Origin of the sequence: Halomonas sp. AOP30-A1-24 (assembly GCF_052378165.1) — a bacterium.
In the GTDB taxonomy this organism is placed as follows: domain Bacteria; phylum Pseudomonadota; class Gammaproteobacteria; order Pseudomonadales; family Halomonadaceae; genus Vreelandella; species Vreelandella citrativorans.
Map to the genome: position 1 here is coordinate 72,181 of NZ_JBQSXL010000002.1, position 21,934 is coordinate 94,114.

The following is a 21,934-nucleotide window of genomic DNA, read 5'->3' on the forward strand; positions in this document are numbered from 1 at the left end:
ATGTCTATCAAGGTGACCTCTGACCTAACGGTTGGCGTAGTGCAACAGTTTGCCTGGCCCGATAAAGCGCAGAGCCTGGCAGCCAGTGAAGCGGGCATTCGTGATGCCGTAAAACGTGGCGCTCAGCTTGTCATGCTGCAAGAGCTGCATGCTACCCACTACTTCTGCCAGTATGAAGATCCGGCCCTGTTCGACCTGGCCGAACCGCTGGATGGTCCGACCGGTCAGCACCTGGCCGCACTTGCTCGCGAATTGGATATCGTGCTGGTCGGCTCGCTGTTTGAGCGGCGCGCACCAGGGCTTTATCACAACACGGCGGTGGTATACGACCGAGATAAAGGCCGGGTGGGTCAGTATCGGAAAATGCACATCCCTGATGACCCAGGCTTTTATGAGAAGTTTTACTTCACCCCTGGTGACCACGATGCGAGCCGTGCAGAAGGTTTTACACCGATTGATACTTCGCTTGGCCGTTTGGGCGTACTGGTGTGCTGGGATCAGTGGTACCCGGAAGCGGCTCGCCTGATGACCTTGGCCGGAGCAGACTTGCTGCTCTACCCCACGGCGATTGGCTGGGATCCTAACGATGATATTGCGGAACAAACCCGCCAAAAAGATGCCTGGACGTTAATCCAACGCTCGCATGGCGTCGCCAATGGCTTACCGGTGATTGTTGCCAATCGCGTGGGGTTTGAAACCGATCATTCAGGCGTGGGCGATGGCATTCAGTTTTGGGGAGGCAGCTTTATTTGTGGGCCTCAGGGCGAGCTACTTGCCCATGCCGGTGAAGAAGCTGAACAACTGGTTGTGACCATTGATATGGCGCGCTGCGAAAATACTCGCCGTATCTGGCCTTACCTGCGTGACCGCCGTATCGATGCCTATAGCGATCTAACCCGCCGCTTTCGCGACTAGGCGTTATCGCCCTATAGACCACTGTTTAACGTAGCGGTCTTTGACGAAAAACGCCTGCCAAAATCATCTGGCAGGCGTTTTTTCTAGCACCTATTTCTGTACGTACCTCAGCGCTGACTTACGCCATTACGTCAGTAGTAACAAACTTCTTACTTCCAGAAATCGCGAATCGAAGCGATGCCTTGGGCGCCTACGGCGCGGGCGTGATTGGCATCGAAGCGTGTCATTCCACCCAGCGCAAAGACCGGCATTCCGGCACGCTCAACCAGTTGTTGAAAATCATGCCAGCCCATCGGCGCTACTTCCGGATGTGAAGGCGTAGTGCGAAGCGGTGACAGCGTCACAAAATCACACCCCAGCAGCGCCGCTTTGGAGAGCTGAGTTTGGTCATGTGTCGAGGCAGAGAGCCACTTTTGCTCGGCAATCGGACGTCGATCCAGCTGCATCAAGCGCTCGCTGGTTAAATGAATACCATCGGCATCCACATGTTCAAGCAGCGCAGGCTCGCCGTTGAGTAGAAGCTTGGCGCCATACTCATGACACATGCGCAAGGCGCGTTCAGCGCGCTTAAGATAAGCGGCTTCATCAAGCTGCTTGGCACGCAGCTGCACCAAGCGAACGTTGTCTTCTTTCAAGGCCCGCTCCAGGAGCGTATCAAAACGCGCCTCGTCAGCCTCTTCTTTTGTAATCAGATATTCAGTGGGCAACATCACAGCACGCAGGATCGGCAGGTTGGCCGCCGGGAACGGATAATTAGCCAACTCCTCCATCGGCACCCAACGCACGGCTTGGCCTTCGCGACCAAAGGGCTCGCCAGCAAACTCATGAACCTGCCAAACATCTAACAAAATATGCTTGTCAGGATATTCGTGATGCACACGGATCAAGGGCTGCGCACGCACAATCTCAACACCAAGCTCTTCGTGCAGCTCACGCTTAAGGCCCTCAAGTCCTGTTTCATAAGGCGCGAGCTTCCCACCCGGAAACTCCCACAAGCCACCCTGATCGACATTCGAGGGCCGACGTGCAATCAGCACTTGCTTCTGATCGGCACTAATGATGGCTGCTGCCGCAACATGAACTCGTCGTTTTACCATTACATTCATTACGTCTTTATCCACTGTGTGCGCACCGGCGGATCAGTGCCGGCGCTTACTCGCTGCGTGAGCCCTTTATGACTGCCAAACCCAGTCGGTGACTGGCTAACTAGCTACGATAGTCTGCGTTGATCGACACATAGTCATGGGAAAGATCAGAGGTCCATACGGTGGCACTCTCCTGACCGCGCCCTAAACTGATGCGAATCGTAATTTCGTCTTGCGCCATGACGGCACTGCCTGCGGCTTCCGTATACCCAGCCGCACGACCACCTTCTTCAACCAAGCGAACATCTGCCAGGTCAATGACAATGCGGTCCACGTCAAAATCAGCCACAGGCGCTCGACCTACTGCGGCCAGGATACGCCCCCAGTTAGCATCAGAGGCGTAAAGCGCTGTTTTCACTAAAGGTGAGTGGGCGACGGTAAATGCGACATCCAGCGCTTCCTGACGACTTTCTGCGCCATCAACCTGGAGCGTCACAAACTTTGTCGCGCCCTCACCATCACGGATGATCGCCTGAGCCAAGCTCGTCATTACCTGCTGCAATGCATCACGGAAGACAGCGATATCCTCGTCGTCTTCAATCGCCGCTCCCGTGCCTGTCGCTGCCAACATGCACGCATCATTGGTTGAAGTGTCGCTATCCACGGTAATGCAGTTAAACGAGGCATCCACCGTCTCGCGTAACAAGCGATCCAGCAATGACTGTTCAATAGCAGCATCCGTGACGACAAAGCCCAACATGGTCGCCATGTTGGGTTTAATCATACCTGAGCCTTTAGTGATGCCATTGATAGTAACTGACCCGTCACTAACCTTCGCGGTAACGCTGGCGCCTTTGGCTCGGGTGTCGGTGGTTAAAATCCCTTCACCGGCATTTTGCCACGCCTGACTATTGTCAGCACCTGACGCAAGCGCTGGCGTGATACCGGCTAAAAGGCGCTCCATGGGAAGTGGTTCACCTATAACCCCCGTTGAGAAAGGCAGTACCTGATGCTCGGCAACGCCAGCTTGCTCTGCTACCGCTTTACAGCTGGCGTAGGCATCATGAAGCCCCTGCTTGCCAGTGCCCGCATTCGCATTACCGGTATTAATTAGCCAGTAACACGGTGCTTGGCCCTGCTCGCGGCAACGCTCAATATGCGCCTTGGCAACCGACACCGGGGCAGCGCAGAAGGCATTTCGCGTGAACACACCAGACACGGTTGCCGAGGCGGGTAGCTCAATAACTACCATGTCACGACGACCCGGCTTTTTAATACCCGCCATTGCACTTCCCAAGCGCACCCCAGCCAAGGGGGGCATCACCGGAAAGGGACTATTTCCCACCGCCATGATCGTCTCCTCTACCTAAATCCAGACCGCTTCTGATTAGCTTAATTTGCCGCAGCACTGCTTGTACTTCTTACCTGAACCACACACACACGGGTCGTTTCGGCCAACTTTCGGCCCTTCGCGACGGACAGGGCGTGCGTCCTGTTCAGTGCTTTCTACATCACTGTTTTCACCGCTTAATCCGCTTTCACTGGAAGAAGCATCATCGTGACGATTCGCGGCCGCGGCTTTTTCGCGGGCCAGCTCTTCACGCCGCTTTTGCTCCAGCGCATCAACTTCTTCAGGCTGACGTACCTGAACATGGCTCAGAATACGGGTGACATCCGCTTTAATATTGGTCAGCAGGTGCTGGAACAATTCAAACGATTCACGCTTGTACTCTTGCTTGGGGTTCTTTTGTGCGTAGCCGCGTAAATGGATGCCCCGACGCAGGTGATCCATGGACTGCAAGTGCTCTTTCCAACGCGTATCCAGAACCTGAAGCATGACCTGCTTCTCAAAACGACGAATCAGGGTCGCGCCTGCGGCATCCACCTTGGCCGCATAAGCGTCACGGTGCATGTCTTGCAGACGCTCACGCAGCTTCTCTTCGCTAAAGCGCTCATCATCAGCGGCCCACTGGACCACCGGGGCATCCAGGTTGAATTCTGTCTTAAGGTGCATTTCAAGCCCAGCCAGATCCCACTGCTCGGCTAAACTCTGCGGCGGAACGAAGTCGTTAATAGTGTCTTCCATGACTTCTTCACGAATACCCACGACAGCTTCTGAAATGTCATCAGAGGCCAGAACCTCATTGCGCTGCTCGTAAATAACCCGGCGTTGGTCGTTTGCCACGTCATCATATTCAAGCAACTGCTTACGAATATCGAAGTTACGCCCTTCCACTTTTTTCTGGGCACGCTCAACGGCGTTAGATACCATTTTGTGCTCAATGGCTTCGCCGCGCTCCAGGCCCAATGCCTGCATGAGACGCTTAACGCGGTCAGAACCAAATAGCCGCATCAGACTATCTTCCAACGACAGGAAGAACCGCGTTGAACCTGGATCGCCCTGACGGCCAGAACGCCCACGCAACTGGTTATCAATGCGCCGAGACTCATGGCGTTCCGAACCAATAACGTGCAGGCCACCGGCTTCCAGCACACCATCGTGACGCTGCTTCCACTCGGCTTTTAATGCATCAATCTGCGCCTGACTTGGGTTTTGCAGCTTGGCAACGTCAGCCTCCCAGTTGCCCCCCAACATAATATCGGTACCTCGACCGGCCATGTTGGTGGCAATAGTGATCGCGCCAGGACGCCCTGCCTGAGCAATAATCTCAGCTTCACTCTGGTGCTGCTTGGCATTCAGGACATTGAACTTCAGCCCCGCTTCGCGCATTAAGTGCGCCAGGTACTCAGACGTCTCGATGGACGCCGTACCTACCAACACCGGGCGGCCTGCCTCTGTTTCGGCCTGAACGTCCTTAATAATCGCCTCGTACTTCTCCTCGGAGCTAAGGTAGACCAGGTCGTTAAGGTCTTTACGGGCTAACGGGCGATTGGTGGGAATGACGATAACATCAAGCCCATAAATCTGACGGAACTCAAAGGCTTCCGTATCAGCAGTGCCGGTCATGCCTGCCAGTTTTTCATACAAGCGGAAATAGTTCTGGAAGGTGGTGGATGCCAGCGTCTGGCTCTCGCGCTGAACGGTGACCCCTTCCTTGGCTTCAACAGCCTGGTGAAGCCCTTCCGACCAACGGCGGCCAGGCATCGTCCGTCCAGTATGCTCATCAACGATGACCACCTGGTCTTCCACTACGATGTAATCAACATCCTTATTGTAGAGATGCCGTGCCCGGAGCGCAGAATGCATGTGCTGAAGTAAATTCAGGTTTTGAGCGGCGTAAAGCGATTCACCCTCTTTAAGAAGGCCTTCCGCCTGCATCAGCTCTTCAACCCTGTTATGCCCCTGCTCGGTCAGCTCAACCTGCTTTTGCTTCTCCTCCAGCACAAAATCGCCGGTTGCAGGCTGGTCGTCATCTTCCGAGACCTCACCCTCTTCCAACTGCTGGGCAAGCTGATTAACGACGTTATAAAGATTGGTATTTTCATCCACCGCACCTGATATGATCAACGGCGTACGCGCCTCATCAATCAGGATAGAGTCCACCTCATCGACAATGGCATAGTGCAGGCCACGCTGCACCTTATCCTCCAAAGAGAACGCCATGTTGTCGCGCAGGTAGTCAAAGCCAAATTCGTTATTGGTACCGTAGGTAATATCACACCGATATGCATGGCGTTTCTCCTCCCCGGTTTGACCGGAAAAGATAACCCCAACAGAAAGCCCTAAAAACTCATACAGCGGGCGCATCCACTCGGCATCACGGCGGGCAAGGTAGTCATTGACGGTAACAACGTGTACGCCCTTTGCAGGCAGCGCATTGAGATAAACGGCCAGTGTTGCTACCAGCGTTTTACCTTCGCCGGTTTTCATTTCAGCAATACGACCACGGTGCAGGGTCATGCCCCCCACCATCTGTACATCAAAATGCCGCATACCCATGACGCGCTTGCTGGCCTCTCGCACAATCGCAAACGCAGAAGGCAACAAACTATCCAGCGCCTCGCCATTTTCCAGGCGCAAACGCAGCTCCGCTGTCTTACCTTGTAATTCAGCATCGCTTAATCCTTCAAGCTCAGCTTCGAGCACGTTCACACTGCGAACGTTTTTGTGCATGCGCTTTACTTCACGGTCGTTCTTGGAGCCAACAACCTTGCGTAACAAATTATTAATCATGAAATTTCCAAATCATCTTGAGCGAACCAATGGGTTTCGCCCTGTTCCGTATAAGGCAAGTAAAGTACGTTGTAGAAAACCGTGAGTTAAGCGGGCGGACCGCGCTGGGTAAGCACATCGTGTGCGGCTACCCGGCGCTTTATAAAGACATAAACAGGTAAAAAGTGGCGCTGCACCGCGATACGTTTAAATCGCTGCTGCCAACCGCGCAATGCGCGTCGCCTTTTGGCGATCCAATGCGATTGAGCACGTAAAATAGCCGGCACCCACAAACACACGCAGACGTTACGCTCAGCCCCCCGCATGGCATCAAAAGGCACTAAACTATTGGGCAACAAGCAGCTTACCAGGAGCCCCGCCAGCCACCAACGCGCCAAGCCATAGCGACGGTTACGTCGCGGCAAAGCAGAAAAGGTGTTAAGCGTGGAGGACATGCTGTGGATTGGCTCCTGAGCGTGTTAGGCTCTGCAAATAAGTAATGCATCCGTGTAGATGCCGCTACTTGGTTATATATTGAGGGGTTACCCCAGGATTCAAGCGTATGAGTATAAAGGTTAAGCGTTCTCGCGCACAGCCCATCGCCCGTCTGCTAAACAAGTCAGGGGATATTGGCCAATTAATGCGCCAGTCTCGCTTGATAGATCAGGCCCAGTGTCATTTAAGAGCCCACCTGCCAGAAGAGATGCGCCCACATATCTTTGTCGGCGGCTTTCGCGATGGGCGCTTAACCCTGATCAGTGGGCAGGCAAGCTGGCTGACATGGTTGCGCTTTGAACAGCAGCGGCTGTTGACGCTGCTACATCAACTGCCAGGCTTTGAGGCTGTGAACGGCTTTACCTTTAAAGTACGCCCCGTCCGCCCAGTTGAGGCGCCTTTGCGTAATACCCGACACTTATCCGCCAGTGCGGGAAAAACGCTCAGCGAGTGCGCAAGCGACACGCACAATCCTGCGCTACGTAAAGCGCTAGAGCGCCTTGCGTCTCACGCACCAAAATAAGCGCCGCGCACATTGCGCACTTCTCAAATGCCAGAAACGCAAAAGCACCGCCTGAGCGGTGCTTTTTTTCATCAAGTCCAGTTATCGAGCTTGACTACCAAAGGTGGAACCTGGATAGCGCGTCATAGCTAATATCTGACACTCCTGCTTGGCAGTTAGGCCATTGCAGGCGCTGCGTACGAAATAGGCGCAACGGCTTTTTCATCTTCAAACGTCACGATTTCATAAGCATCAGGCTGTGCCATCAATTCGCGGCAAAGCTGGTTATTCAGCGCATGGCCAGATTTTGTACCGTGAAACTCACCAATCAGGCTGTAGCCTAACTGATACAAATCGCCGATCGCATCCAGCACCTTGTGCTTGACGAATTCATCTTCGTAACGCAAACCGCCTTCATTGACGATGCGATAATCATCAACCACGATCGCATTATCCAGGCTTCCCCCCAGGGCCAGGTTATTAGAGCGCAAAAACTCCAAATCCTTCATAAACCCAAAGGTGCGCGCCCGAGAAACTTCTTTCACAAAAGAGGTCGTCGAAAAGTCGATAAGCGCGGTTTGTTTCTGCTGTTCGAAAACCGGGTGGTCGAAGTCAATGGCGAACGAGACCTTGAACCCTTGGTGCGGAAGGAAAACGGCTTCTTTATCGCCATCTTTAACCGCGACGCGACGCTTGATACGTATAAATTTCTTTGCTGCATCCTGCTCAAGAATACCCGCCGATTGGATTAAAAACACAAACGGGCTGGCACTACCGTCCATAATCGGTACTTCGGGAGCACTTAGGTCAACGTAAGCATTATCGATGCCTAGTCCTGCAAACGCTGACATCAAATGCTCAACCGTTGCCACTTTCACACCTTCGAGTGAAAGTGCAGTGCAAAGTGTTGTGTCTTCCACTAACTCTGCGCGTGCGGGTATATGTACCACAGGCTCCAGATCGGTTCTAACAAACACAATCCCGGTGTTTGTCGGCGCCGGACGCAAAGCCATGTGGACTTTTTTGCCGGAGTGCAGACCCACTCCAGTGGCGCGGATGACGTTTTGTAGGGTGCGTTGTCTGATCATGGGCAGTGGTCGAACTCTAATGACGGTAGTACCGTAGGGGAAGGAAAGTTATCAAACAGCGTTCACTTTAACAGCAAACGAGCGTTTTAACCAATAAAACACTCGTTTGCTGGCCCGGTAAACCTATAGAAACAATCAATCGGCCTGACGGCGCAAGAAAGCAGGTATGTCCAGATAGTCGTCAGCATCGGCTGAGCGACTCTTTTCCGGACGCGGTTTGGGCGCGTGTTCAGGCGCCTCTGCACGGGCAGTTGCTTGCTGACGCATTACGGTAGGCTGCTGTAGCTTACGGTAATCAGAAGAGTCAGCAGAAGAGCGACGTGCAGGTTCACGTGTCGTCGCTTTGGCAGCTTTCGCGCCATCTAATCCAGCAGCAACAACAGTAACACGCAGCTCATCAGACATTTCCATATCGATGGAAGTTCCCACGACAATGGTCGCTTCTTGTGAAGCAAACTCTTGAACGGTGGCACCTACATCGTTGAACTCGCCAATCGACAGATCCGGGCCTGCCGTAATATTGACCAGAATGCCTCGCGCGCCATGCAGATCGATATCTTCCAGAAGCGGGCTACGGATAGCTTTTTCGGCTGCTTCACGGGCGCGGTTCTCGCCGGTAGCTCCGCCCGTACCCATCATTGCCATGCCCATTTCAGACATAACAGTACGCACATCAGCAAAGTCGACGTTGATAATACCAGGGCTTGTGATCAGCTCGGCAATACCTTGAACAGCGCCAAGCAATACATCATTAGCAGCGCTAAACGCAGTTAACAGCGTCGCGCTTTTACCCAGTACGGATAAAAGCTTTTCGTTGGGTATGGTGATCAGCGAATCAACATGCTGAGAGAGCTCTTTCATTCCCTCTTCGGCAGCGCGCATACGCTTGGGGCCTTCAAACGGGAAAGGCCGCGTAACGACAGCTACCGTTAAAATACCCAGTTCTTTGGCAACTTGCGCAACCACTGGCGCGCCGCCGGTGCCTGTACCACCGCCCATACCAGCGGTAATAAAGACCATATCGGCGCCTTCAAGCAGCTCAGCGATTCGGTCACGATCTTCCATCGCGGCCTGACGACCTACCTCAGGGTTGGCGCCAGCACCGAGCCCCTTGGTGATTTCACCACCTAGCTGTAATACTGTTTTTGCGGATACGCGTTTAAGCGCCTGGGCATCGGTATTGGCGCAAATAAATTCAACGCCTTCAATGTTACTTTCAACCATGTGATTGACGGCATTGCCGCCGCCGCCACCAACACCGACTACTTTTATGACCGCACTACTTGAGGGTGCGTTATCTACCAATTCAAACATAAGCCCCGTCTCCTGAACCGCGCTTGCGGCCCTGTCAGAAATTTCCTTTGAACCAGCCCTTGATTCTGGCCAGCGCCGAATGGTCTTCCTTGATATCACGTCGAGAGAGCTCGTTGCGACCTTTATGAGGTGCAATGACTCCCCCGTGGCTTTCTAGACCCTGCCCATGCCGCGCTTCTTGCAGTGCATAGTGCAATAAGCCGACACCTGTCGCATAAATGGGGTTTCTCACGACATCCGCTAAACCTTTAACGTTTTGCGGACAAGCAATACGAACCGGCATGTGGAATATCTCTTCCGCCAGTTCGCCGACCCCTTCCATACGTGAGGTGCCACCAGTGAGCACAACACCAGCGGCAACCATGTCTTCATAGCCACTGCGACGTAATTCGTCTCTAACCAGTGTAAATAGCTCTTCATAGCGTGGTTCGACCACTTCTGCGAGCGCCTGACGCGACAAGTCGCGTGACGGACGATCACCCACACTAGGAACCTTAATCATTTCATCGCTTGCAGCCAATTGCGTTAAGGCACAAGCGTATTTAACCTTGATCTCTTCTGCGTGCTGCGTCGGTGTACGTAGCGCCATGGCAATATCGTTGGTGACCTGATCACCAGCAATTGGTATAACGGCCGTATGTCGAATGGCACCTTCAGTAAAGATGGCCATATCAGTGGTTCCACCGCCGATATCCACCATGCAAACGCCTAATTCACGCTCGTCTTCGGTCAACACTGCCATGCTGGATGCCAGCTGCTCCAGGATAATTGAGTCGACGTCCAAACCACAGCGTCGAACACATTTCTCAATATTCTGTACCGCGTTGAGTGCTGCCGTTACCAGATGAACTTGCGCTTCTAAACGTACACCGGACATGCCCAAGGGCTCGCGAATACCGCCTTGTGCATCAATTGCAAATTCCTGGGGCAGTACATGTAAAACGCGCTGACCTTCTGAAACCGCCCTTGCCCTCGCTGAATCAATAACGCGATCAATATCAGAAGGAGTAACTTCACGCTCTTTAATAGCGACCACGCCATCTGAATTCATCGAGCTAATATGACTACCCGCAATGCCCACATATACCGAGTGAATATCGCAACCAGCCATAAGCTCGGCTTCTTCCACAGCGCGCTGAATAGATTGAACGGTTGATTCAATATTAATGACAACGCCTCGCTTCATACCCCGTGACGGATGCGAGCCGATACCAGCAATTTCAATGCCGCCATCATCGGTAGGTTGACCGACAATTGCGACGACCTTGGACGTTCCAATGTCCAGCCCGACCACCATATTCGATGCATTGGGTGAGCCTGCCATGAGTCGGGAATTCTCCTTGTAAACTTTTTAAAATTAAAATAAATAGGGATACTTAAACCAACTTATTCTTTGCCTATTATAACTTGCAACCGGTAAGCGCTGATAGCTCAATAGCGCAGTACGCTGATGTGAAGTTTAAATCTACAAAATCACCGATATCCCATAGTATAGAAACAATTGGCATAATACGACCAGCCCAAGCCCACAATAATGGGCTTGAAGTGTAATTTAAACCCCATTAATGCGTTTTTACGCGCTGACGGCGACTTATCATGGCTAAAGCGCGTTAATTAAAACTTGAGTTAGTCTTCTGATGCCTCAAAATCGCTCTGACCATGCCAGGCAACAGCGACACCGTTAGGATAGCGCAGATCAATATAACGAATATGCTCACTATACCTTGATAACTCGCGCTGCCAGGAGGCCGCTAAGCGTGCCAAACGCACTTCATGCTCGCGCCGGCCCAGCATAATCCAGGTACCGTTACTTAGCTGTACACGCCATGCACCGCGCGGTTCTAATCGAAACTGAGTAAGTGCCAACGACAAGTTTGCGAAATAAGGTGTTAGACGATGATAGTAATTTAGCACCTCTTCACTGCTTCCGCTGGGGCCCGCAAGATCAGGAAGACCTGAAGGCACCGCCAGAGGTGCAAAAGCAAAGGGCTCGCCTTTCGGGTTAAGCAAAAAGTCATCATTCCAGCGCGCAACGGGCACTTGTTCCGCCAGTTCAAACACCAGCGCATTCGGCCACTCACGAGAAATACGCACTTCTTTAAGCCAGCCAATCTCCAGGGCCCGGTTACGCAGCACACCTAAATCAGCCGATAACCAAGTGGCACCTTGAACCAAAGGGGCAAGCTGAGTGCGTAGGTAATCTGCGCTTACGTAATCCCACTCCCCACGGATGGAAACACGCTCGATGGGCCGATCCAGCCATAGCCATAGCGCGCGCCCTCCTGCCACTAACAGTAACGCCAGAAGCAGGATACCAAACCAGGCATTACGCCTTTTCATAAGGCCTCATCATGATGCGTTCTGCTTTCCGGCAGAGTGGAGTATCTGCACCACCAGGTCATCAAATTCGATGCCCGCATAGGCAGCGGCTTGAGGCACCAAACTGTGATCGGTCATGCCAGGCACGGTATTAACTTCCAATAGCCAGAACTGGCCATTGGCATCCCGCATCACGTCCACACGCCCCCAGCCTTCACAACCAATGGCCGCAAACGCGTGCTGGCACAGCGTTGCCAGCTGCGCTTCCTCTTCTGCGGTAAGCCCACAAGGAAGATGGTACTGGGTCGTATTGGAAACGTATTTGGCTTCATAGTCATAGAATCCGCCAGGCACTTCGACCCGAATAGCGGGCAATACACGCTCATCCAACAGCGCCACCGTGTACTCTTCACCGACCACAAAGCGCTCGGCCATCACTCGGGCATCAAATTGTGCCGCTTCGCGATAGGCGGCCTCAAGCGCCTCCTGGCTTTTAACTATACTGATCCCAAGCGTGGAGCCTTCATGTACTGGCTTAACCATCATCGGCAACCCAAGCTTGGCGACTACTCCGGCCCAGTCTGCATCAGCCGTTAACATAATGCTTTCCGGCGTGGGCAGCCCAATGGCTTGCCAAACCTGCTTGGTGCGCTGCTTATCCATTCCCAGTGCTGACGCCATAACGCCACTACCGGTATAGGGAATACCCAGGAGTTCAAGCGCGCCCTGCAGCGTACCGTCTTCACCACCACGACCATGCAGGGCGACAAATATCGCCGATGGCGCCATCGCCTCAAGTCCGGCTAACCCCTTATCGCGTAAGTCATAGCCTTCTGCGTTAATCTTTTGGCGTTTTAGCGCCTCGAGTACAGCGGCACCACTTTTAAGGGAAACCTCACGCTCAGCAGAAGAGCCGCCGTAAACCACCACCACACGTGAGCAATCAATATTGACGTCTTTCAGGCTCACAGCTCCACCTCACTCATTTGCAGCTTCGCCTTGGCCAAGCTGAGCGAGATACCACCTACGTCGCCCGCCCCCTGAGTAATTAGAATGTCATCGGGTCTCAGTACATTGGCCAATAGCGCTGGCAGCTCCTGCTTATGTTCAACAAAAAGCGGGTCTACCTCACCGCGCTGACGAATCGAACCTGCAAGCGTGCGCCCTTCAGCGCCAGGGATAACCGCCTCGCCCGCGCTGTATACGTCTAAAAGCACCAGCGTATCTACCTGGGACAATACTCGAACGAAATCTTCATAGAGATCCCGGGTCCGGCTGTAGCGGTGGGGCTGATAAAGCATCACTAAACGACGCTCAGGCCAGCCAGCGCGGACTGCTCTGATGACCATATCCACTTCGCGCGGATGATGGCCATAATCATCCACTAACATAATCTTGCCGGGCGCTTTAGGCGCAGGGAAATGGCCATGCACTTGAAAGCGCCGCCCTACCCCAGCAAACCCCGCCAGACCACGCAGAATCGCCTCGTCACTCACGCCTGCATCCGTAGCAACAACAATCGCTGCCATCGCATTAAGCGCATTGTGCTGACCAGGCATGGCAAGCCGCACGTTTAAGGGCGCAGCCTGGCCAGGCCGCAAAGCCGTAAAGGAAACTTCACCACTTTGCTGCACAAAATCGGTAATCCGATAATCGGCATCTTCTTCAAAACCGTAGGTAACGAATTGGCGCTTAATCTGAGTTCGCAGTGCCCGTACATGCGGGTCATCGATACACAATATAGCCAACCCGTAGAACGGCAGGTTGTGTAGAAATTCGATAAAGGTATCTTTTAACCGTTCGAAATCGCCACCATAGGTGCTCATATGGTCAGCATCAATATTGGTAACTATCGACACCATTGGCTGCAAATGCAGGAATGAAGCGTCAGACTCATCAGCCTCTGCAACCAGATAATCCCCTTCACCCAAGCGCGCATTGGTACCGGCACTGGTCAACTTCCCGCCGATGACAAAGGTCGGGTCCAGGCCGCCTTCGGCTAACAGCGTCGCCGTTAAGCTGGTCGTGGTTGTTTTTCCATGGGTACCGGCAACCGCAATGCCGTGACGAAATCGCATTAACTCTGCCAGCATCTCGGCACGACGCACCACGGGGACACGGTGCTCATGTGCCCAGCGAATTTCAGGGTTGGTCGTATCAACGGCGCTTGAAACAACCACAACGTCGGCCCCTTCGACATTCTCCTCGGCATGGCCAATCTCAACCCGAACACCACACATGCGAAGCCGCTCAATAACCGAAGAGGCTTTCATATCGCTGCCACTGACGCTGTAACCTTGATTGGCCAATACTTCGGCAATACCACACATGCCCGCGCCACCGATACCGACGAAATGAATATGCTGAATACGGCGCATACCCGGGCCGCTTGAGCTTATGCGTTGCAGCGACGATGGGGTTACTGAGTCGGTCACACGTTTTCTCCTTTGTGTAGTATCGCCAGGCATCCTTCGGCTAATCGCTCTGTGGCATCCAGGTGCGCGGCCTGGCGTGCACGGGAAGCCATCAGCGCCAGCGTAGCGGGCTCTAACAGGTCATTTAAATAGTGCGTTAAGCGCTCAGGCGTCAGCGCGGACTGCACAACGCATAGCGCAGCACCCGCATTAACCAGCACATTGGCATTGACTCGCTGGTGATCATCGACCGCAAAAGGAAACGGAACAAGAAGCGAGGGCTTTGCCGCAGCCGCCAGCTCTGCAACCGTTAACGCCCCCGCTCGACAAACCACCAAATCAGCCCAATCATACGCTGCGGCCATATCATCAATAAACGGGGAAACATCGGCCTGTATGCCATGTTCGGCGTACCCTTGTGCCGTTTGAGCGTCCCGCGACTTCCCGGCCTGGTGGCGTATTTCCGGGCGCTTACCGGGTGGTAGCGCAGCAATCGCTTGGGGCAAGCGTTCATTTAATGCCACAGCACCTAATGATCCCCCCACCACTAACAAGCGCAGCGGACGCCCCTGTAATGCCTCGACCGTACGCGGCACTTGGCCAAGTGTCGCTATATCTTCACGCACGGGGTTGCCAATGACGTCTGCCCGCGTACCGAACGCTTCAGAAAAGGCAGCATAGCTGCGCGTCGCTAGGCGGGAAAGCACGCGGTTGGTTAAGCCGGCAACTGCATTTTGCTCATGAACGACCAGCGGAATACCCGATAGCCACGCAGCAAGCCCGCCCGGACCACTGGCAAAACCACCGAGGCCAACCACCAACTGCGGCTTAAAGCTTTTTATGACATCACGTGCTTGCCAAATAGCTCGGCTAAGGTTCACCGGCGCTTTAAGCCAGCCTGCCATACCATTACCGCGCAACCCACTCACGGCAATGGTATGCAGCTTAATACCGGCCTCGGGCACCAGTCGATTTTCAATACCTCTGGGGCTACCCAACCACTCAACGTCAATGTTTTGCGCCATAAGCGCACGCGCAAGGGAAAGCGCGGGGATCACATGCCCACCCGTTCCTCCTGCCATGATTAAAACACGCCGATGTGCGTTCACCGTCACAAACGACTCCTTGAAAATTATTTCGATAACCGCGGTTCATGGCGCGGTTTATAGGGGGTTGGCGCACGGCTCGGCCGCTGTCGTGTTTCTGCGTCAACCCGCAAAAGCAGACCAATCATCATGCCAATAACCAATAAGCTCGAACCACCATAACTTATCAAGGGCAAGGTCAGCCCCTTGGTGGGCAGCAGCCCCGAGCTTACCGCCATATTGATAAATGCCTGAGAGGCAATAACAAAACAGATACCGTAACTTACGTAAGCACCAAAAAGATGGCCCGCAAGTTCAGCCTTTCGGCCAATCCACATGGCGCGACTAATCAACAGGGTAAACAGCAGGATAATCGCAATAGCGCCAATCATGCCTAGCTCTTCGGCAATAACGGCAAAGATAAAATCGGTATGCGCCTCGGGTAAATAGTGCAGTTTCTGGACACTATTTCCTAACCCGGTGCCTGTAACATGCCCACGACCAAAGGCAATCAGCGCTTGGGTCAACTGATAGCCGGTTGCGAACTGGTCTGCCCACGGATCCAAAAAACTGGTCCAACGCGCCAGACGGTAAGGCTCCAGCGCCACCATCATGACCGCACCAAATCCCAAAACAGTACCGCTGCCAATAAGTAACACGAGCGATGCACCACTCATCATTAACATGCCAATGACACACGTGGTGTAGACCACCATGCCGCCAAAGTCGGGCGCTAAAAACAGCAATCCTGCTGGTAGCGCCAACACCGCAATGGGACGCCACATGGTAAAAACACGGCGGCGTAAATCATAGGTAAAACGCGACATAAACATCGCCATGTAAAAGATAAGGCCTATTTTACCAAGCTCAGATACTTGAAGACTAGGCAGCGGGCCCGGCAGCGATATCCAGCGCTTACTGCCGTTAATTTCCTGACCAAACAGCAACACGCCTACCAACAATGCTACGCTTATTAAAAAAATCAGTGCCGCATTCTGGCGCCATACTTCAAGGGGTACGCTAAGCATAAACAAGCAGCCTAGCGTTGAAATGAGCAAGAAAACCCCATGCTGCCGAAAGTAGTAGAAGCTATTCTCCAGAAGCCCTATTGAGGCCGAGCTGACCATCACCCAGCCAATGCCTGCAAGCGCCACAGCGGCTGCAATGAGCCAGATATCACAGGGGGAGTTTCGCGTCGTTAATACAGTGTGCAAGCGCTTTAATCGGCTCATAAGGGTACTCCCGTCGCACTGCTTTCCACCCAGCGACGAAAAGCATCACCTCGAACCTGGTAGTTGGGAAACTGGTCCAGGCTTGCACAGGCAGGTGACAGCAACACACAGTCGCCAGGCTCTGCCTGGCTAAATGCGGCCTCCATTGCCTGCGTTAAGTCGTTTACCTGCTGGACCGGCACATGCACTGCTACAGCGTCTGAAATTCGATCACTATCAGCACCAAATAGCAGTGCCAACCGCGCGCAGCGCGCCAACGGCACCGCTAACGGCGAAAAGTCAGCGCCTTTACCTACACCACCCGCCAACCAAATCAAGCGGCCCGTTAACGTGGCGCCCAACCCTTCAATGGCGGCTAATGTTGCCCCAACATTGGTGCCCTTCGAGTCGTTTATCCACGTCACCCCATTAATACAGGCTACTGTTTCGCTCCGGTGAGGCAACCCCGTAAAGGCTTTTAAGGCTTCTACCATGGAAAATGCATCAAGCGCCAACGCCTGCCCCATTGCCAGTGCTGCTAATGCATTCGTATAGTTGTGCTGGCCAGCCATCTTCAATTCACTCGCCGAAACCCATGACGTCTGCCCCTGCATGAGCATAAGCTCGGCCCCTTGCCATACCAGCCCCCAGTTGCTGTCTGTGGGCGGGTTCGCTGAAAAGCTGGCAATGCCTGGTCCTTCTTGAAAAGGCCAGGTCAGGGGGTCGTCCTGATTGACAACCGCATACTCCGCACCGTTAAAAATACGTTGTTTTGCCAAACGATAGACCGACATATCACCATGCCTATCCAAATGATCTTCGCTCAGATTCAAGAAAGCCGCGACTTTTGCACCCAAGACAGGCGTGGTTTCAAGCTGAAAACTGGAAAGCTCAAGAACATACAGCTCTGCATCCGGCTGCTCGGCCAATAAATCCAGCGCGGGCGTTCCCAGGTTGCCGCCAACCGCCACTCGCAAACCAGCCGCCCTGGCCATCTCACCCAGTAGAGTGGTCACCGTGGATTTCGCGTTTGAGCCCGTGATAGCCGCAATGGGGACCTGGGTCCCGCGAACAAACAGCGCCGTTTCACCAATCAGCACAGGCTCGCCAGTATACGGGTTAACGCGCCCAGCCAGGCTTTCAAGACCCGGCGAATCGGGGCCAACGCCTGGGCTAAGCACTACTTCATAAGCGTCCGTAAAATCGAGCGACGTCAGAGGGCCGCAGATGACGTCAACGTTTGGATGGGCTGCATAAAAAGCGTCAAGCCCCGGCGGCTCGCTGCGCGTATCGACGACCATAAACGGCGTATGCGTGCGTGCCAGGTGGCGGCATATTGCTCGGCCTGAAAGGCCTAAGCCAACGACCACTGTGACACCCTTGGGTACTCGCACCATCTCTGGCTCCTTTGCGGTTTACGCTTAAGGCGATAACGCTACCGATTAACGAACCTTGAGCGTCGCGAGGCCCAGCAGCACCAGCACAACGGTAATGATCCAGAAGCGCACAATAACGCGTGGCTCAGGCCAACCTTTTAACTCGAAGTGGTGATGCAGCGGCGCCATACGGAAAATACGCCGCCCCGTCAGTTTGTAAGACCCGACTTGCAGGATCACCGACAACGTCTCCACTACAAAGATACCGCCCATAATAAACAGGACGATCTCCTGGCGAACGATGACCGCCACAACCCCAAGCGCCGCCCCCAGGGCAAGCGCACCTACATCTCCCATAAACACCTGGGCGGGGTACGTGTTAAACCATAAAAAGCCGAGACCCGCACCTGCAATCGTGGCGCAGAAAATAGCCAGCTCACCGGTGCCGTTTATAAACGGGATATGCAAGTAGTTAGCGAACACTGCATTACCGCTAGCGTAGGCAAACACCGACAATCCCATCGCTACCAGCACGGTTGGCATAATGGCCAAGCCATCCAGCCCGTCGGTTAAATTCACGGCGTTAGAGCTACCCACAATCACCAGGTAGGTTAATACGATATAGAACACGCCAAGCGGCAGTGCGACGTCTTTAAACAGCGGCACCAACAAGCTGGTTTCAACGGGCGTGGTTGCGGTGAAAAACAGCACTAACGCAGCGCCAAGGCCTACCACCGACTGCCAAAAGTATTTCCAGCGTGCCGGCAGGCCTCGCGGGTTCTTTTCTACCACTTTCCGGTAATCATCGACCCAGCCTATCGCACCAAAGCCCAGCGTAACGGCCAATACCACCCACACGTAGCGGTTGGTTAAATCACCCCATATGATGGTGCTGATGCCGATGGCCAGCAGGATCATCACCCCTCCCATAGTAGGGGTGCCCGCTTTTGATAGATGTGACTGCGGGCCATCATCACGCACGGCCTGGCCTATCTGGCCTTCCACAAGCCGGCGAATAACCCACGGCCCTAGCCAAAGGCAAAGCATTAATGACGTTAACGCGGCAAGAATGACGCGCAGGGTGAGATAGTTAAAAACCTGAAAGCCCGTATAGTACTGAGCTAAAAAATTCGCCAAGTAAAGTAACATGAACGGCGTTTACCTTATTTCATCCGAGCACAGCGCAGTAATGATCTTTTCCATACCGGCGCTACGCGACCCTTTAACCAACAACGTGGCATTGGGCGGCAAAGTATTAATGACATGACGCACTAGCGTCTCGTGGTCGTCAAAATGCTGCCCGCGACCGAAGGCGTCACAAGCTGGACGCGCGTTATCACCCAACGTCAACAGCCCGTCGATGCCAAGCTCAGCCGCGTAGCGGCCCATCTCAGCATGCAGTTTTTCCGTTTCGTCTCCCAGCTCACCCATGGCGCCCAGTGCGCACCAACGCGGCGCGGGGAAACGCATTAACGTCTCCATAGCGGCTTTGACCGCCCCAGGGTTGGCATTATACGTATCGTCTAACAGCGTGGCACCATTAAGTCCCGAAACGATACTTAGCCTTCCTTTCAATGCGCGCAGGGTCCGCAGACCTTCAATCACATCCGTGGGCGTTACGCCTATCGCTAATGCGGCCGCAGCCGCGGCCAGCGCATTGCTCACGTTGTGCTTACCTGGCATGGCAAGCTGCACATCGCCCAGCGGTTTGCCATGTTGAACAAGCGTGAAAGCATACCGCCCCTGAGAGTCACAGGAAAGCGCCGAGGCATGAACATCCGCGGCACTATCAAACCCAAAACTGATCACACGGCGCGGCGACGCACAGGCAGCCCAAAAGGGGTAGTAACGATCATCGCGATTGAGCACCGCAATGCCCTGCTCACTTAGACCGTTCAGCAGCTCGCTTTTGGCTTGGGCAATATGACCCATGCCTCCAAACTCGCCAACATGCGCGCCCGTTACGTTGGTAATCACCGCCACACCCGGTACGGTTAATCGACTGGACCAGGCGATTTCACCCAAGTGATTTGCGCCTAACTCAATCACGCCTGCTTGATGCTCGGGCGCTAAGCGTAAAAGCGTGAGGGGTACGCCAATATCGTTATTAAGATTGGCTTTGGTGGCCAACACGTTACCCAACGGCGATAACAGCGCAGCCGTCATCTCCTTCACCGTCGTTTTGCCACTATTTCCCGTGATACCGACTAATGGGATAGCGCACTGACGGCGCCACGCGCCCGCTAAAAGCCCAAGCCCCAGGCGTGTATCAGGGCATACCAACTGAGTCAGTGGACTTTCAACAGCGGACTCAACCAGTGCCGCCGCCGCGCCTTTGTCGCGGGCCTGTTCGATAAAATCATGACCATCAAACCGCGGCCCTTTAAGCGCGATGAATAAGCAGCCAGGCACAATCTGCCGAGTGTCCGTCACAATGGAGGTAAATGCGCGCGATGCATCGCTGGCGGGCACCATAATTCCCAGCACTCTGGCGGCATCGGCCAGTGTCCAGTTCATTGTGCACTACCCCGCAATGCAAACGCCTTCATGACTTCATCTTCATCGTTATAAGCGTGGCGGACGCCGTTGATCTCCTGGTAGGCCTCGTGGCCTTTCCCTGCGACCAGAATCACATCGTTTTGAGCTGCCTGCTGAATTACTTGACTGATCGCGTGACGACGGTCCGCTATTTCGAGCAGTGTTGCCGTTGAGGCGAGCCCGGCAATAATGTGCTGACGAATCTGCGCTGCTGACTCGCCCCGTGGATTATCGTCAGTCACCACGACCACATCCGCCAGAGCCTCCGCCGCTTTTGCCATTTCTGCGCGCTTGCCTGTGTCGCGCTCACCGCCACAGCCAAACACACACCACAGCTTGCCCGCCTTGCTTAAATGGGCGCGCAGCGCTGTGAGCGCATTGTGTAACGCATCAGGAGTATGGGCATAGTCAATCACCACGCCCGGAACGCCTTTTGCGTGATAAAGCGCCATACGGCCAGGCACCGGGGTAAGCGCAGCGGCAGCCTCGAAAAGTGAGTTAATCGAATGGCCCCATCCATAAAGCGTCGCCATGGCCAACAACACATTATCCAGGTTGAAGCGCCCGACCAGACCCAGCACTAACATGTGCTCGCCTTCGGGCGTGGCAATAAGTGCTTGCTGGCCTGTTTCGCTTGTCTGAACGTCCATCACCCGTAGCGTTACGGCCTCATCCTGACCGACCGCCAATACGCGAACGCTTTGATCACAACCAGCCAGCATCAATCGCGCCAGAGGATCATCGGCATTAACCACTGCAAGCTCAAGCTCGCTACGTCTGAACAGCTTCGCCTTGGCCGCGGCATAAGCCGCCATGCTGCCATGATAATCAAGATGATCTCGCGTTAGATTGGTAAACACGCCCACCTTTATATTCGCAGCATCTAAACGATGCTGGTCAAGGGCATGGGAGGAAGCCTCAAGCGCTACTCGCTTAATGCCCTGAAGCGCCAGCTCTCCAAACGCCGCCTGCAGGGCTAAAGGCCCCGGCGTGGTGAGCCCAGTATCCACTAGCTGGCCCGGGCGGCCTACACCCAGCGTTCCTACCACACCCGCCGGAACACCTAGCACTTCGCTAAGTTCTGCAATGTAATGAGTAACGGAGCTTTTACCATTGGTACCGGTGACGCCAATAACCTCAAGGTCATCCGGAACATTAAAAAGTTGTTTACCCAACTCTCCCAAGCGGGCAGCCAGATGTGGCAAGTAGAGTACACGCCCATCCCAGGTCGCATGGCGCTCCGTGGTATGCGCCAGCACCAGCGAAGCGCCTTGCTCAAGCACTGCGCGAATAAAATCGCGCCCGTCACGCTGACTACCTGGAACAGCTACAAATATATCGCCGACTTCCAGCGCGCGTGAATCGGTGGTCAGACGTAAAGACGCGGGTAGTTCGGGAAGCGGCTGCTCAAACGAAGCACCCGGCCATACTTTGCTCAGCGCACTCCATACATCGGTGGGAGCCAACGTCATGCCATC

18 protein-coding genes are annotated in these 21,934 nt (G+C 54.1%); 2 read left to right on the forward strand and 16 right to left on the reverse strand.

Going from position 1 to position 21,934, the window contains the following annotated elements; genetic code table 11:
• The gene (locus ACT3TJ_RS01525) at window positions 1-915 is read left to right on the forward strand and encodes a carbon-nitrogen hydrolase (RefSeq protein ID WP_441677054.1); all 915 of its coding nucleotides are present in this window, start codon (window positions 1-3) and stop codon (window positions 913-915) included.
• Window positions 916-1,064: 149 nt separating this feature from the next.
• Here the strand turns inward: ACT3TJ_RS01525 and ACT3TJ_RS01530 are convergent, their stop codons facing one another.
• From ACT3TJ_RS01530 to ACT3TJ_RS01545, 4 genes are all read right to left on the reverse strand, one after another.
• Window positions 1,065-2,012 (reverse strand): Nudix family hydrolase, encoded by a 948-nt coding sequence (locus ACT3TJ_RS01530; protein ID WP_441677053.1) that lies wholly within the window; start codon window positions 2,010-2,012, stop codon window positions 1,065-1,067.
• A gap of 109 nt (window positions 2,013-2,121) precedes the next feature.
• Complete coding sequence (argJ, locus tag ACT3TJ_RS01535; protein WP_441677052.1) at window positions 2,122-3,351, reverse strand: bifunctional glutamate N-acetyltransferase/amino-acid acetyltransferase ArgJ; 1,230 nt, start codon at window positions 3,349-3,351, stop codon at window positions 2,122-2,124.
• Between the two features lie 36 nt (window positions 3,352-3,387).
• Window positions 3,388-6,135, reverse strand: coding sequence for a preprotein translocase subunit SecA (gene secA, locus ACT3TJ_RS01540; protein ID WP_193053780.1), 2,748 nt, complete (start codon window positions 6,133-6,135; stop codon window positions 3,388-3,390).
• Between the two features lie 86 nt (window positions 6,136-6,221).
• Complete coding sequence (locus ACT3TJ_RS01545) at window positions 6,222-6,569, reverse strand: hypothetical protein (protein WP_172116353.1); 348 nt, start codon at window positions 6,567-6,569, stop codon at window positions 6,222-6,224.
• A gap of 107 nt (window positions 6,570-6,676) precedes the next feature.
• On the opposite strand from ACT3TJ_RS01545, the gene ACT3TJ_RS01550 reads away from it, so the two are divergent.
• A complete protein-coding gene (locus ACT3TJ_RS01550) occupies window positions 6,677-7,132 on the forward strand; it encodes a DUF721 domain-containing protein (RefSeq protein WP_193056286.1) in 456 nt (151 codons plus the stop codon).
• A 155-nt stretch (window positions 7,133-7,287) separates the two neighbouring features.
• Here ACT3TJ_RS01550 and lpxC read toward each other — a convergent pair whose 3' ends face one another.
• The 12 genes from lpxC to ACT3TJ_RS01610 form a co-directional block, all read right to left on the reverse strand.
• Window positions 7,288-8,199: a UDP-3-O-acyl-N-acetylglucosamine deacetylase gene (gene lpxC, locus ACT3TJ_RS01555; RefSeq protein WP_172116351.1), complete on the reverse strand. Its 912-nt coding sequence runs from the start codon at window positions 8,197-8,199 to the stop codon at window positions 7,288-7,290.
• A gap of 135 nt (window positions 8,200-8,334) precedes the next feature.
• The gene (gene ftsZ / locus ACT3TJ_RS01560) at window positions 8,335-9,513 is read right to left on the reverse strand and encodes a cell division protein FtsZ (RefSeq protein WP_172116350.1); all 1,179 of its coding nucleotides are present in this window, start codon (window positions 9,511-9,513) and stop codon (window positions 8,335-8,337) included.
• Between the two features lie 34 nt (window positions 9,514-9,547).
• The gene (ftsA, locus tag ACT3TJ_RS01565; protein ID WP_193053782.1) at window positions 9,548-10,837 is read right to left on the reverse strand and encodes a cell division protein FtsA; all 1,290 of its coding nucleotides are present in this window, start codon (window positions 10,835-10,837) and stop codon (window positions 9,548-9,550) included.
• A gap of 302 nt (window positions 10,838-11,139) precedes the next feature.
• Complete coding sequence (locus ACT3TJ_RS01570) at window positions 11,140-11,853, reverse strand: cell division protein FtsQ/DivIB (protein WP_193053783.1); 714 nt, start codon at window positions 11,851-11,853, stop codon at window positions 11,140-11,142.
• A gap of 9 nt (window positions 11,854-11,862) precedes the next feature.
• Window positions 11,863-12,801 carry a D-alanine--D-alanine ligase gene (locus tag ACT3TJ_RS01575; RefSeq protein WP_444621418.1) on the reverse strand — a complete coding sequence of 313 codons (939 nt, stop codon included), beginning with the start codon at window positions 12,799-12,801 and terminating at the stop codon, window positions 11,863-11,865.
• Window positions 12,798-14,210: a UDP-N-acetylmuramate--L-alanine ligase gene (gene murC / locus ACT3TJ_RS01580; RefSeq protein ID WP_444621459.1), complete on the reverse strand. Its 1,413-nt coding sequence runs from the start codon at window positions 14,208-14,210 to the stop codon at window positions 12,798-12,800. Before murC ends, ACT3TJ_RS01575 begins: the two co-directional genes overlap by 4 nt.
• Before the next feature lie 53 nt (window positions 14,211-14,263).
• Window positions 14,264-15,361: an undecaprenyldiphospho-muramoylpentapeptide beta-N-acetylglucosaminyltransferase gene (gene murG, locus ACT3TJ_RS01585; protein WP_444621417.1), complete on the reverse strand. Its 1,098-nt coding sequence runs from the start codon at window positions 15,359-15,361 to the stop codon at window positions 14,264-14,266.
• A 17-nt stretch (window positions 15,362-15,378) separates the two neighbouring features.
• Window positions 15,379-16,563 (reverse strand): putative lipid II flippase FtsW, encoded by a 1,185-nt coding sequence (gene ftsW / locus ACT3TJ_RS01590; protein ID WP_444621416.1) that lies wholly within the window; start codon window positions 16,561-16,563, stop codon window positions 15,379-15,381.
• Window positions 16,560-17,939, reverse strand: a complete 1,380-nt coding sequence (gene murD, locus ACT3TJ_RS01595) for a UDP-N-acetylmuramoyl-L-alanine--D-glutamate ligase (RefSeq protein ID WP_444621415.1) — start codon at window positions 17,937-17,939, stop codon at window positions 16,560-16,562. Before murD ends, ftsW begins: the two co-directional genes overlap by 4 nt.
• A 45-nt stretch (window positions 17,940-17,984) precedes the next feature.
• Window positions 17,985-19,067, reverse strand: a complete 1,083-nt coding sequence (mraY, locus tag ACT3TJ_RS01600) for a phospho-N-acetylmuramoyl-pentapeptide-transferase (protein WP_087109356.1) — start codon at window positions 19,065-19,067, stop codon at window positions 17,985-17,987.
• Window positions 19,068-19,076: 9 nt separating this feature from the next.
• Window positions 19,077-20,435 carry a UDP-N-acetylmuramoyl-tripeptide--D-alanyl-D-alanine ligase gene (locus ACT3TJ_RS01605; protein ID WP_441677047.1) on the reverse strand — a complete coding sequence of 453 codons (1,359 nt, stop codon included), beginning with the start codon at window positions 20,433-20,435 and terminating at the stop codon, window positions 19,077-19,079.
• Window positions 20,432-21,928 (reverse strand): UDP-N-acetylmuramoyl-L-alanyl-D-glutamate--2,6-diaminopimelate ligase, encoded by a 1,497-nt coding sequence (locus ACT3TJ_RS01610; RefSeq protein ID WP_441677046.1) that lies wholly within the window; start codon window positions 21,926-21,928, stop codon window positions 20,432-20,434. Before ACT3TJ_RS01610 ends, ACT3TJ_RS01605 begins: the two co-directional genes overlap by 4 nt.
• Window positions 21,929-21,934 lie beyond the last annotated feature (6 nt).